Source organism: Marinisporobacter balticus (assembly GCF_004345705.1).
GTDB lineage: Bacteria > Bacillota > Clostridia > Peptostreptococcales > Thermotaleaceae > Marinisporobacter > Marinisporobacter balticus.
Genome location: NZ_SLWV01000006.1, coordinates 95,200 through 109,634, shown reverse-complemented (window position 1 = coordinate 109,634; position 14,435 = coordinate 95,200). Strand labels below are relative to the sequence as shown.

9 protein-coding genes and 1 other annotated feature are annotated in these 14,435 nt (G+C 32.4%); all 9 genes read right to left on the bottom strand.

All coding sequences use genetic code 11. From position 1 onward, the window contains the following. Nucleotides 1-116: 116 nt before the first annotated feature. Nucleotides 117-3,935 (bottom strand): NHL domain-containing protein, encoded by a 3,819-nt coding sequence (locus EV214_RS06675; RefSeq protein WP_165916282.1) that lies wholly within the window; start codon nucleotides 3,933-3,935, stop codon nucleotides 117-119. Between the two features lie 275 nt (nucleotides 3,936-4,210). Then, entirely contained in the window at nucleotides 4,211-4,687 is a 477-nt protein-coding gene (gene tnpA, locus EV214_RS06670; RefSeq protein WP_132243991.1) for an IS200/IS605 family transposase, read from the bottom strand. A 180-nt stretch (nucleotides 4,688-4,867) separates the two neighbouring features. Next, a complete protein-coding gene (locus tag EV214_RS06665; RefSeq protein WP_132243989.1) occupies nucleotides 4,868-5,743 on the bottom strand; it encodes a pyridoxamine kinase in 876 nt (291 codons plus the stop codon). 230 nt (nucleotides 5,744-5,973) lie between these two features. Beyond that, nucleotides 5,974-7,335: a sodium-dependent transporter gene (locus EV214_RS06660; protein WP_132243987.1), complete on the bottom strand. Its 1,362-nt coding sequence runs from the start codon at nucleotides 7,333-7,335 to the stop codon at nucleotides 5,974-5,976. 225 nt (nucleotides 7,336-7,560) lie between these two features. Continuing rightward, nucleotides 7,561-7,826: a binding site (T-box leader), on the bottom strand. Between the two features lie 313 nt (nucleotides 7,827-8,139). Next, nucleotides 8,140-8,850: a LytR/AlgR family response regulator transcription factor gene (locus EV214_RS06655; protein WP_132243985.1), complete on the bottom strand. Its 711-nt coding sequence runs from the start codon at nucleotides 8,848-8,850 to the stop codon at nucleotides 8,140-8,142. Nucleotides 8,851-8,866: 16 nt separating this feature from the next. Beyond that, nucleotides 8,867-10,537 carry a sensor histidine kinase gene (locus tag EV214_RS06650; protein WP_132243983.1) on the bottom strand — a complete coding sequence of 557 codons (1,671 nt, stop codon included), beginning with the start codon at nucleotides 10,535-10,537 and terminating at the stop codon, nucleotides 8,867-8,869. A gap of 113 nt (nucleotides 10,538-10,650) precedes the next feature. Then, entirely contained in the window at nucleotides 10,651-12,084 is a 1,434-nt protein-coding gene (locus EV214_RS06645; RefSeq protein ID WP_243116577.1) for a spore germination protein, read from the bottom strand. 12 nt (nucleotides 12,085-12,096) lie between these two features. Beyond that, the gene (locus tag EV214_RS06640; protein ID WP_132243979.1) at nucleotides 12,097-13,230 is read right to left on the bottom strand and encodes a Ger(x)C family spore germination protein; all 1,134 of its coding nucleotides are present in this window, start codon (nucleotides 13,228-13,230) and stop codon (nucleotides 12,097-12,099) included. Further along, on the bottom strand, nucleotides 13,211-14,305 hold the full coding sequence (locus EV214_RS06635) for a GerAB/ArcD/ProY family transporter (RefSeq protein WP_165916281.1): 1,095 nt from the start codon (nucleotides 14,303-14,305) through the stop codon (nucleotides 13,211-13,213). Before EV214_RS06635 ends, EV214_RS06640 begins: the two co-directional genes overlap by 20 nt. Nucleotides 14,306-14,435 lie beyond the last annotated feature (130 nt).

The following is a 14,435-nucleotide window of genomic DNA, read 5'->3' as shown; positions in this document are numbered from 1 at the left end:
GATTAGTTTAGCATATAATCTCTGTCGATTCAATGATAATAACCCAATTTTCATTAATTTAAAAGGGATGGATTACCCCCATCCCTTTATCTATCTGGATCTATTCTTTATTGAGATTATTTCACAATATGCACAGCTTTTTCTTTAGCAAACCACATTACATTTGCACCGAAGTTTTCTGTTACATATCTTAATGGTACAAAAGTACGGTCTTTCAAAATCGTTGGTGGCGTATCCAAACCTACTAAAGGCTTGTCTATTGTTAGATTCAGTGCTTTTCCATCTAATTGAATTACTATTTTTTTTGTTGCTTCTATCCAAGTAACCTCTGCACCTAAATTTTCCGCTACAAACCTTACAGGAACCATGGTTCTATTATTGATGATAGCTGGTGCTACATCATTTATTTTTTTTATATTATTTACTGTTGATTCTTCCTTGCCTATAGTTAGATGAATATTGGTTATTTTTTCTGCTTTCATTACCCCATATAGACTAAATTGATCTGTATAGAAGGTGAAGATTTTTCTTCCTGTTGCTAGATCCTCATGGTAGGTTCCACCTAGCTTTATTGGTCTAATATTTCCTTCTTCATCCTTTTCATATCTCACGCCTGTTAAATTCTCTATATCTTTTTTTTTCAAATTTAAATCTGATAGATCTATCGTTACTGCTACAGGTTGATTAAAATGTTCTATTTTTTCTTCTGTTTTTACACCATTTTTCTCTTTGACTATATTGGCTGTTAAATCAAATATTTTTCCTCCTACTTCGAATAGTCCTTCACTTTTTCCTAAGTTTGATTTTTTTAGAATTTCTTCTTTTTCAGATGCTACTATCTCTTTTGCCCCTAACACCACCTGTACACTTTCATAGTCTAGTTCTTTATTCAATTCTTTTTCTAGTGTTTCTTTGATTTGTATTGCTTGTATTGAGTCTGGCTTAAACTCTACTTTTACGCCATTATTTTGCACAACGATTGTCTTATCTGCTTCCTTCATTTCTTTGATTGTTTTTAGCGTTACTGAAGCTTTAGCATCACGATCTTCACTCAAATCGATTGTTGGCGAAACATCATTCTTTGTTTTAGCTACTTCTACATCCCCATCTACATCTTTTAATGAAGAAGGATTACTTGCACCACTGCTAGATGTGCTACTACCGCCTGTGTTGTTATCTCCACCTGTGTTGTCTGGCATGATCGTTGTAAAGCTAAACTCTTTTTGAAGATTATTATTAGACACATCATCCATGACAGTTCCTTCATTTACTTTTACTGTATATGTCATCCCTTTTTGTAAATCATTATTTAAATCTAATGTTAACTGATCGTTATTTATGGTATAGGTATACTGCATCACCGTTGCATTACTATCTTTTATAGATAATAAACGCATATCTTTTGCGATTATCCCTTCGCTAAAGGTCAATAAGATATTGGTATCTATTGCTACATCTGTTTGGTTTCCAACTGGTGTTGTGCTTACTACATATGGTTTTTCATAATCTTTATCCACTACATTTAGCGTAAATGTTTCATTTGTGCTATATTCATGATCCGTTACCGTTACAGTAATAATAGCACTCCCAAATTGGTCTATCAGTGGGGTTACCTTAAGCTTTCTATTTCCTCCACTTCCATCTAATTCAATATGATCGTCTGGAACTAAACTTTGATTATTTGATGTTGCTGTTACATCTAGATCATATACAGATGTTGTCACATCCTCCACTGTGAAACTTAACCACTGTGTAGTAGTATTTTCGTCTATCGTTTGATCTTGTATATCACTGATTGTAGGCGCTATATTATCTCCACCTGTGTTGTCTGGCATGATCGTTGTAAAGCTAAATTCATTTTGAAGATTATTATTATACACATCATCCATGACAGTTCCTTCATTTACTTTTACTGTATATGTCATCCCTTTTTGTAAATCATTATTTAAATCTAATGTTAACTGATCGTTATTTATGGTATAGGTATACTGCATCACCGTTGCATTACTATCTTTTATAGATAATAAACGCATATCTTTTGCGATTATCCCTTCGCTAAAGGTCAATAAGATATTGGTATCTATTGCTACATCTGTTTGGTTTCCAATTGGTGTTGTGCTTACTACATATGGTTTTTCATAATCTTTATCCACTACATTTAGCGTAAATGTTTCATTTGTGCTATATTCATGATCCGTTACCGTTACAGTAATAATAGCACTCCCAAATTGGTCTATCAGTGGGGTTACCTTAAGCTTTCTATTTCCCCCACTTCCATCTAATTCAATATGATCGTCTGGAACTAAACTTTGATTATTTGATGTTGCTGTTACATCTAGATCATATACAGATGTTGTCACATCCTCCACTGTGAAACTTAACCACTGTGTAGTAGTATTTTCGTCTATCGTTTGATCTTGTATATCACTGATTGTAGGTGCTGTATTAACATTTACTAATATATTAGCTGTACTGCCAACACCATTGAGCGAAAGAATCGCATCATTTCCAGCATAATCCTTTAATGTTCCTCCATTCGCTATAATATCTGTACCGATACTGATTCCATCTAAATCTTGATCGTCGCTCTTTACTTCATATTGAAACAGCAAGGATTTCTCCCCTGAACCACTCGCATATTCTGCATAAACTGTTTTTGCTGCTGTTTCCCCTGTTTTTAAAGTAATAGGTATATAAGGAGTCCCTCCATTAATATCTATCATCATCTTTTCATTAAAATTCACTGTAAACTCAAGGTTTGTCCCTGTGATATAATTTTCATCTACAGGTACATCTACAGATGCTACAATAGGTTTTATTTTTTCTATGATCTTTCTAATTCTATGATTGGTTTTATCTGCTATATAGATATTTCCATTTTCATCGATATCTACACCCGTTGGGTATTTTAACATTGCAGCTGTTGCAGGGCCTTCATCCCCTCCATATGCTCCTGTTCCATTTCCTGCTATGGTATTAATGATTCCTGTTGTACCATCTATTTTTCTTATACGGTGCGAACTTCTACATGCTATATAGACATCACCATTTTGATCTACCTTTATTCCCCAAGGTCTATTCAATGTAGCAGCTGTTGCAAGCCCTCCATCTCCTCCATATTCTGGTGTTCCATCTCCTGCTATAGTGCTGATGATTCCTGTTTCTACATCAATCTTTCTTATACGATGGCCCCCTGACTCTGCTATATAGAGATTTCCATCTTTATCTAGATCGATCCCAGCTGGCGTGTTAATCTTTGCATTTACCGCAAGACCTCCATCTCCTCCATATTCTGGTGTTCCATCTCCTGCTATAGTGCTGATGATTCCTGTTGTTGTATCCACCTTTCTTATGCGATTATTGACGTAATCTGCTATGTATACGCCTCCTTTTTCATCTATTGCTAAACCATAAGGCCTATCTAATTGTGCAGCTGTTGCAAGCCCTCCATCTCCTCCATATCCTGCTGTTCCATTTCCTGCTATTGTAGTGATGTTTCCTGTTTCTGCATCAATCTTTCTCACACGATGGTTATAGGAGTCTGCTATGTATATATTTCCATTTTTATCTACGTCTACATCCCCTGGAGTGTTAAGCTTTGCAGCTGTTGCAAGCCCTCCATCTCCTCCATATTCTAGTGTTCCATCTCCTGCTATAGTGCTGATGATTCCTGTTGTTGTATCCACCTTTCTTATGCGATTATTTCCTTGATCAGGTATGTATAAATTTCCATTTCCATCTGAAACTACATTATAAGGCATATTTAGGCTTGCATCTGTTGCAGGACCCCCATCTCCACCGTATCCTGCTGTTCCATTTCCTGCTATTGTTATAATCTTTGGTTCTTCTGTAGTCGCATAGCCAACAAAAGTATTTGTACCAAGTATAATCAACAACATAAAAATAGATAATAGCTTCCTTTTGTTTTTCATCATCCTTTTTCCCCTCCTTATTTTTTTGTTAATATTCATCAACTCTATTAATTCCTTAAATTATATCAATTTCTACATTTTTCCTCAAGTTTTTCTATAAAAAAGCAGAGCTTTGCTATCAAATTTCTTTCTAAGACTTCTTAATACATCAAAAATCAGGACCACCCGTATAACGGGTGGTTTGCTCTAGCCCTATAAGGGCATGTTACTTGCTGTGTCTTAAGACACTCTGAATGGTCTGCCAACCGCTGTGCCTTCTCATGCTACCCCTAAAGGGGTTATTTTTTCTTGCCTTTATTTGCTTGCTCACCCGTAAACGGGTCTATAAACTCTTTCATACTTATTTGATCACTTGCTATATCTTCTTGAAGCTGATTTTTTATATACTCTGCTATTGCCTTTTTGTTTCTTCCTACAGTATCAACGTAATATCCTTTACACCAAAATTGCCTATTTCCATATTTATATTTTAAATTTGCATGTCTATCAAATATCATTAGCGAACTTTTACCTTTCAAATATCCCATAAATTGTGACACACTCAATTTTGGTGGTATACTCACCTGCATATGAATGTGATCTGGACATGCAGTAGCTTCTATTATTTCTACACCTTTGTATTCACACAACTTTCGTAGTATTACTCCTATATCTGTTTTGATTTTTCCATATATTATTTGTCTTCTATATTTTGGTGCAAACACAACATGATATTTACAATTCCATTTGGTATGTGCTAAACTATTCTTGTCCATTTGGGCATTCTCCTTTGTTCTGTATTTGGTCGGCAAACCTAAATACAATTCTAACAAAGGAGTTTTTTCTTTTCCACTCACCGCTGAAAGCTTTTTAGAACCACCCGCATAGCAGGTGGTTTTCATTTATACAAAAATATAATAGCATTAGATTTAATGCTATTATTAGGAACCCAGCTTTCACTTTAACAATTCATAACTACTTACAATCACAGGCATTTTTAAGTTTTCTAACACCCGCTCTAATAAAACCCCTTCTCTTTGTGGATAATCACAACCGTAGCTTGCACGAATCGCAGATGTAATAAACTGTACACTTCGATCTAATGCAATGGGTAAACTATCTCCTTGTAATAAGCTCCCCACTAATACACTGGTAAACACATCTCCTGTTCCAGGAAAAAACGCTGGAATATATAAGCAGCTTACTTTCCAAAATTTATTGCATTTTCGATCATAAGCAATAACGCTTGTATTTTTACTGATTTTTGTATGTGGAACACTGGTAATAATTACAATTTCCGGACCTATATCTGATAATCTCATAAGCCACTGCTTGATTGTATCTTCTGAAATATCTTTTGTATAGGGCTCATTTAATAAATAGGCTGCTTCCGTAAAATTCGGTGTTATGATATCTGCCTTTTGAATCAATCGCCTCATATGTTCAATCATTTCATTGCTCATGGTAGTATAAAGTTCACCATTATCTGCCATAACTGGATCAACGACCTTTAAATTTTGATCATTTCCAAATATATCTATGAATTTTGAAACAATATCAATTTGCTTGGTCGATCCTAGAAAACCACTATAAATGCAATCAAATTCTATTCCGAGTTTTTCCCAATGAGCAATATAGCTTTCCATAGAATCTGTTAAATCTACGAAGCTAAAATCTTCAAATTCTCCTGTATGGGTTGATAAAATTGCTGTAGGAACAGGACAAACTTGTGCTTTCATTGTGGATAAAACGGGTATAACAGCAGATAACGCTGCTCTTCCAAAACCAGATAAATCATGAATTGCAGCTACTCTTTTAACAGATCTTTGCATGCTCGTTTTCCCCTTTCAATCTATATTTTCAGATTTATTTTTTACCTATTTTTGTTATTTTTCAAACTTATGATATATTTAATTATATTGTATTGTAATCTATAGTACAATATAATTGGTATTTATCATTGTATCGTATATAATACAATAGCCCTTGTTGCTTAACCTTTCGCAACAAGGGCTATTAAAGAAAAACTGCTCGTCTTATAAATATAATAACTACAAATTACTTACATACTAAAAATTTTATTCAATAATCCTGTAGAATTTAAGAAGATCACTACAATAGCGGCAGGCGCTAGCACTTTGATCGTAAAATTATATACGCCTTCATATTCGAATCCAAAGAGTCCATTGCTCGTAATTTCATCCACTGCATTTTTAGTACCCCATACGCGTCCTACAAAGATACATACAAGTAATCCTCCTAACGGTAGGAATATATTTGATGTCATAAAATCAAATAGATCAAAGAATGTTTTTCCATCAAACATTGTAACCCCACTCCATGCGCTAAAAGATAGTATACTTGGTATTGCCAATAAATAAAGAGCAAATGTTACAATAATCGTTGCTTTCTTTCTACTCATTTTAAATTCTTCTATAGCAAATGCTACAACTACTTCTAAAAGTGATATTGTAGAGGTTAAGGCAGCAATTGCGATAAGCACGAAAAATAAGGTTTCAAAGAATGTACCAAATGGCATTGCGTCAAAAACTGCTGGTAATGTAATAAAAATAAGTCCTGGTCCTGCTGCTGGCTCAAATCCATAAGCAAACACTGCTGGAAAAATTACGACACCTGCCATAAGTGCAATCAAAGTATCTGCAATCGTTACTTGAACAGCTAGTTTAAATATATTCTCTTTTTTATTGATATAACTACCATAGGTCATGATGATCCCCATTCCTAAACTCAGAGAAAAAAATGCATGTCCTAAGGCTTCTAGTACGCCTTTTGTCGTTAACTGAGAAAAATCAGGTTTAAATAAAAATTCTAATCCTTTTGAAGCGCCATCTAAAGTGACAGACCTAACCATAAGTACCATCAATATGGTCAATAAAACAGGCATTAATATCTTACTATATTTTTCTACTCCATCTTTAATCCCTGATATAACAATAGCTGCTGTTATAAGTAATACGAGAAAAGTACAAAACATTGACTCTGTTGTACCACCAATGATGCTTCCAAAATAATCACCTAATTGATCCGGTGCTACAGTCATTAATTTTCCTGTTACAGCTCTACCCATATAAGAGAATATCCACCCTGCAATCATCGCATAATAAGATAATATAATAAATGCAGTCGCAACCCCTAAATGACCTGCTAAATACCACGGTTTTTCTGGCTCTATTGCTTTAAATGCACCGACTGCATTCGCTTGTGTTTTTCTACCTAATACAAACTCAGATACCATAACAGGCAATCCGATCAATGCGATACAAAATAAATAAACTAATATAAATGCGGCTCCTCCATTTTTTCCTGTAATATAAGGGAATTTCCATATGTTCCCTAATCCAATTGCTGATCCTGCTGCAGCTGCTAAAATCCCTAATTTTGATCCAAAACTATCTCTTTTCATTTTTTTATTCCTTTCTTTTGTGATTTCACATAGATGCTTCACATTATTTTAAAATCCATTTTTGTAATTTTTTACTTAATTTCATAAAAATTCAACATATATTTATTTTTTAGAATATTCACTACATTTTGTGTTCGCCTATCTACAAGATGTTTTCTAATGTATTCCTCCTTTCAAAATAGCACTAAAAAAATCTCTCATCTCTATAAATATTTATTAAATATTTATAGGGACGAAAGATTATATTCGCGGTACCACCCTAATTTACAATGAACACCATTGTATCTTTATTCAGGTCGAAATAAAGTTTATTAAGACTTATTTGAACCATAGCCATATATTGGTGGCAACCATCCTTGTCTACTCAATACCTCTTTCGACGCGGCAGTTCGGGAGTGATCATTGTATACTAGTCTTAACACTAACTCTCAGCAAATGTTAGCTCTCTGTAGTTAAATACATGGTATTTTTCTCTCCGTCTTCACTTTAATCCTATGTGATTTGTGACTCGATATTCATTATACAAACATTCTTATAATATGTCAATAAAAAATTTTCTGTTTTTTTGGTGCTATTTCTTTATGTCTATGTTAAAAATCTATTTTAAAAATTATCTTTAACTTTAATATATCGACTTATAAAACAGAAAAAAATAGATAGCAAAATCATCTGCTTCTATTGGTTATATAGATGTTTTTATTTTTTCTTTTTTTACTTTATTCATAAACAGACCGAAGCATACAACTGCTAATACAAGTAATACCACACTAAACACGAAAGATGCTTCGTGTATGCACTTAGATTTTATATTCCCATAATTTTGCGAAATGTTTTTATGTTTTTTCTACTAACCGGCACTTGTACATCTATATCTTCAAGCTGTACATTGTAAGTATTGTTAAACCAAGGAATAATTTCCTCGATCTTATCTAGATTTAAAATATATGATCGATGACTTCGAAAAAATTTATCTTGGGGTAATTTTTCAAAAAACTGTGATATATTCATCTTAGCAATATATTTTTCATCCTTTGTATAAACAATGGTTTCTCTTTCATCCGCTTCGCAACAATATATATCCATCCAGTCCATTACAATCATTTTTTCATTTTTACATAAAGTAATTTTATGACATTGGTATGTTTTATTTGTTACTTCATCCTCATCTTCTAACTTTTTAAGTGCATCAATGATTCTTTCTTCAGCGTATGGCTTTAAAATATAGTCAAAAGCATGTACTTCAAAAGCTTCTACCGCATACTCTTTATAAGCTGTAATGAAAACGATCTTTGGTTTTTCTTCAAATTTACTTATAATCTTACTAAACGACATACCATCTAAATTAGGCATATTAATATCTAAAAACACAACCTCCACCCGATTATTCTCTAGAAATTTTAATGCACTTAAAGCTTCATCAAATTCCTCAAGAATTTCAATACAACTGTATGTTTTAATAAAATATTTTAGTTCCTCCCTAGATGGATATTCATCTTCTACAATAATGCATCTCAATCACTTTGCCCCCCCCCTATTTCCTATAGATTTCAAAAGATATTCTTGTTCCTTTCTTCAATCTCTCAATATTAAGCCCTTTCCCATAAATAAGTTTTAATCTATTATACACATTTAAAAGTCCAATACTTCCTTCTTTGGTTTTTCCATTTTTTATACCTTGAATAATATCTTCTTCTATGCCAACCCCATTGTCTTCTATCATTATTTCAACCCTTTTTTTATCCGTTTCTTCTTTTATACTAATCTTTATAAATCCATTTTGATTATTCTTTAATATCCCATGCTTTATAGCATTTTCAACAAGGGGTTGTATCGTAAGACTTGGGATTCTTATATCTATGTTTTCTTTCATATCATAAATAATATTTAACTTGTTTCCATACCTGGCTTGTTCAATCTTTATATATGCCCTTACTTGTTCTAATTCTTTATTTAAACTTACTAATTCATCTTCTATTTCAAGGTTATATCTTAAATACGTTGATAAATCAATAATCAATGCTCTTGACTTATCTATATCTAGTCGCATAAAGGATACAATTGTATTTAGTGCATTAAATAAAAAATGTGGATTGATTTGTGCTTGAAGGGCTTTGATTTCAGATTTATTTGCCATTTCTTTTAATTTTTCAAGTTTGCTAATTTCAAGTTGTGTAGAAATAAGTTGTGATAAACCATCTGCTAAACTTATATCCCGAAAGGTTATATGATTTTCATCTTTATAATAAATTTTCAAAGTTCCTATTATCTTTTCATTTTCCTTTAAAGGTACAATAATACCTGATTTTAATGGACAATGATCCTCCATACATTCTATCTCTTTTGGTGTGTTTAAAATTTGTGTTGTTCCTTCTTGGATTGCTCGCGCTGTTGCTTTTGTAAGTATTTCCTTTCCAACAGTATGATGATCCTCTCCATTGCCTATATGGGCAAGGATCTTTTTTCTGTCTGTTATAGACACTGCATCTGCTTTCACAGAATCCTTGATAATTTCGCAAACCTTTCTTAAAGAATCTTCATTGACATCACGAAAATAGGGCAATGTTTTATTTGCAATTTCAAGCGCATGCTTTGCTTGTTTTGCTGCAATTTCTTCCTCTGCTTCAAAAATATTTTCTGTTATCATAATAACGATAGCAATTCCAATTCCATTGATTAATACCATCGGCACATAAATATCTTTCACAATGCTTAAAGCTAAATCAAATGGCTTTGAAAATACCAATATAAAAAACATGCTCATATTTTCTACTATAATGCCTCCACCAAGCCCATACAGCCATCTATTTTTTACGTTAGATTTTCTATAGATAATCCCAGACAAAAACCCTCCCATTACCGTTGCTAAAGCACATGGAAATGATGTGATTCCTCCTATATCAATCAAAATTCTATGTACCCCTGCAAGTATCCCCCCAACAATCCCCACAAAAGGACCACATAAAATGCCGCCTACCATCACCCCAATATTTCTTGTATTAGCAATGGCACCTCTTATATTAATCCCTACATATGTTCCAAGGATGCCTATTCCTCCAAATACAACAGCTAGTATAAAAATTTCAATTCTTTTTATGCGATCCTTCCGTATCATCTGCCTAAATGTATTCAACTTAGAAATAAAAAAAGCAATGACAATCAGATAGCTAAGATTATTCACAAGATGTTTTAATAGTTCTACCAATTTAATCATCTCCAAAATAGACTAAAATAAATACTTTATGGTAATCATTTTAATCTTTACGCTATCTTTTGTAAAGCTATGCATTCCTGTATTTTTTAGAAAAAATTTGACTTTTATTTTCTTGTCTTATCTATTGTGTTTAGAAATTTGGGCCTCTTCCTCTCTAAGTTTACGTCGCTAAATATATAATTTTTCAGATCCTGAAAATTAAAGGGTGCAATAGGTGCAAAATATGGAATACCAAAACTTGTTTGAGAACATAAATTGATTATAATAAAGGTAAATCCTAGCGTAAATCCAAATATCCCGAATATCCCTGTTATAAAAATCATCATAAATTTTAATATACGAATTGGATTCATAATAGTATAATCAGCAGCGACAAATGAACACATCATAGACAAAGATGCAATAATCACCATAAGGGGACTAATTAGCCCTGCAGCAACCGCTGCTTGACCAATAACAATAGCACCAACAATACTGATTGCTGCACCAACTTGTTGTGGAAGTCTTATACTAGCTTCCCTGAGTACTTCTGTTATAAATTCCATTGCTATTACTTCTAAAAATGCATTGAAAGGAACGGTTACTCTTGATGTTGCGATGGCTAAAATATATTGGGGCGGCAGAATATCAGAGTGAAAACTAACAACTGCAACATATAATGCAGATAGTGTTAAAGCTATACCAAGCGCTGAAAATCTTAACATCTTAGAAAAAATTGCTAAATATAAATTCTCGTAATGATCATCCCCCGTATCTAAAAATTCAATAAATGTTTTTGGAACAACCAAAGCTAAATTGCTTCCCTCTACAATAATACATAGTTTTCCTTCTAGAATGTTTTGGCATGCTGTATCTGACTGCTCAACAATCCCCGCTTGAGGAAATAAATCAAAAGTATTATTTAAGATAAATTTTTGAATATATCCTGACTCAAGTACCCCATCTATATCTATTTCGTCTAATCTCTTTTTCACTTCATCCACATGCTTTTTATTTGCAATATCTTCTATGTAAACTACTGCAACATTCGTCTTTGTTCTTCTTCCAATTACAAAATTATCCATTCTAAGGGATGGATCTTTTATTCTATAACGTATTAATGAAAGATTTGTATCCATATTTTCAGTAAAGGAATCCCTAGGACCTCTTAAAGTAGTCTCTACCTGTGGTGCTGAAACTGCTCTTTTTTCAATCTTTAAAGTATTTGCAATGATATATTTTTCACTATTAGACAAAATAATAATTGATTTTCCTTTTAAAATATAATCTTCTATCTTATTTTCATCATCATCCATGGAAATATCGTCTATATAAATAACAGAACTAAAGATCTTGTCTATGGTAAGCATTGTATCTTTGCCATTTTGTAATATGGGTTTTATGATGCTATCGGATAATATTTTTCCATCTGTAAGCTCTTGAATATAAAGTATAAACGCTTCTTCATTTAGAATCGTTAGTTTTCTTACAGATACGCCAAATTTCCCTTCGCTGAATGTTTTGATTTTTTCCACAAATAATTTATTTTTCCTTTTCATACTATCCATCCTTTAATATTTCTTTTTCGCATTTGGATCTTCTAAATTCTTGTTTATAATTTTCGTTTGGACCGTAACATTCACAGCCGCATCCTTAAATGCCTCTTCCCATTTTATTTTTTTATAAATATTAGGATGTTGTGCTCTGAAGTATCTTGCAAATTGAAAAATATCACATTGAAATTCTTTTTGTGCCCTTTTAATAATGCTACCTATGTCTTCTTTTACTTTTTCTGATATCCTTTCTTCTAGTTTCTTTATCTTTTTATCACTTAATGGCGCAACATGATATTGATATTGTAATGCTGCATACAAATCTAAATCAATATTGATTTCAACTTTTTTATCTATATAGTTTGTTTTAATCTTTCTTTTTTTAATAACTGTTCTAAAAGAATATATATTTTCTTCTTTTTCAGGATCCGGTATGGCTTCAACCAATCTAGGTTTTTCTGCTAATAGATACAATACCCCATCCGTATCTACAAGATCTATCATCCCTACTAATTTTGAATCTTTCATCACTGCAAACCCTAAATAAGCGATATGGTCATGCTCTATTCCAACATATGGAATAACATAACCAACTTTACCTAATGCAATATTCGAAAGCAATTCTCCAATATTTGGATATAATGTTTTTCCGCTATTCGCTAAACTATTTATCATGTTTTCTATTAAAAATCCTACAGAAATATCTTTCTCTACCTTTATATTAAGTAACGCCTTAGGTTTTTCACGACTTACTACAGATAAAAGGTTTTTTCTATAATCATATATACTGCCAATCCTATTCAAATAAGGTTCTATCCCTTTTTTTGCGTAATTCGTTCCAAAAACAACAACTCTTGTTACTCCTAAAAAAACTGGGAATGGATTTATCACATCATTGTGGATCCTAGCATCCTCGAAATTCTTCCCATAGGATACTGTATGGTATATCTGTGCTGTTTGGGCCTTTTCTGTACCTTCTTTAGAGGGAGTAAGTTTTGCAAGTTCACCAGAAAATTGAACCTTGTCTCCAATCTGTTCTATACCGATAGAAATGGTCATACTTTTTTTATCGATATCCCCATAATCCCAACAACTTGTTAACATTAAAGAAGCTATAAATATTATTAATAAATTACTGCATTTTCTTATCATATTTTTTCACCTTCGTAATGAAAAATAATATGGTTGGTATGATGCCCATAACCACTAACCCATAGTAACTCATATAATCAAGTACTTTTTTCACTTGATCATATGTAGTAGGCATTTGAGAAACAATATAGCCCATAAAAACCACAATAAAAGCAAGCAGATTAAAGTGAATTTTTTTAAATAATTTACTTAACAGAACAATTGCGCCATAACACCATATGGTTATTGTACAAAATATAGCCATAATCCATGCAATCAGAAATATACCATCTAATCTTCTTATAACCTGAAAAGCTGGAATATCCACTCTTCTAATTGTGGCATATAATGCATCATTATAATGAACAATCTCATCAACACCCATTACAGAAATACAAGATTCTACAATCATTATGTAAAAAAAACTTATACACACGATCATCAAAGTGATATATTTAAAAACTTTTTTATGATTCTTCTTTGCAAAAGGGATTATTGTAAGTATTTCTATACCCAAGAATGGAAATATCATATTCAGTGTTGATTTAAAGTACAACGGTAAATCCTCTAAAACAAAAAATGGTCTTAAATTAATCAGTTTCCCCTGGGTGAATAATGATGTATGTATCAAAAGCGCAGCTATAATAATAAAGATTCCATAAATTTCACAAACCCTTGCAATGACACGCAGTCTTTTTATTACAGCATAGTATATAACAAAACTGAACAATAAACTTAATACCCATATAGGGGTTTTTAATAATATCGTGAGCTTTATTGTTTCACAAGAAACTCTTGTAATCATTGTAAACCCTAAGAAATAGTAAAAAATATAGATGATCATAAATATATGCGTAATAAACTTGCCTGTTAATCGTTCACTATACTCGTAGATTGTCTTATTTTTATAAACATATGAAAGATATGTAATCATATAAGCAAAAATGATTGTTATAGCAGTAGCAATAAGTAAAGACAGCCATCCCCCTGTCCCTGCATTTTCTGCAACATTTTTGGGAAGTTCCATCACACCATATCCTATAAGTACACCAAAAATAATAAAAGCAATCTGTCTATTCGTAAGAGATTCATTCAAATAATTCACACCTCCATGATACTATGATTTCCATTTATCACAAACTAATGCATTATTTCCATAAAAAAAGCCCTAAATTGGGCTTTATGGATTAATTCAAAAGATAAGCTTTTACGTTATTTTCTTCAGT

What these genes read in the sequence shown, in the direction of transcription:
- EV214_RS06665 (WP_132243989.1), bottom strand. Translation starts at nt 5,743, where the DNA reads ATGCAAAGATCTGTTAAAAGAGTAGCTGCAATTCATGATTTATCTGGT.
- EV214_RS06675 (WP_165916282.1), bottom strand. Translation starts at nt 3,935, where the DNA reads ATGATGAAAAACAAAAGGAAGCTATTATCTATTTTTATGTTGTTGATT.
- tnpA (WP_132243991.1), bottom strand. Translation starts at nt 4,687, where the DNA reads ATGGACAAGAATAGTTTAGCACATACCAAATGGAATTGTAAATATCAT.
- EV214_RS06640 (WP_132243979.1), bottom strand. Translation starts at nt 13,230, where the DNA reads ATGATAAGAAAATGCAGTAATTTATTAATAATATTTATAGCTTCTTTA.
- EV214_RS06645 (WP_243116577.1), bottom strand. Translation starts at nt 12,084, where the DNA reads ATGAAAAGGAAAAATAAATTATTTGTGGAAAAAATCAAAACATTCAGC.
- EV214_RS06660 (WP_132243987.1), bottom strand. Translation starts at nt 7,335, where the DNA reads ATGAAAAGAGATAGTTTTGGATCAAAATTAGGGATTTTAGCAGCTGCA.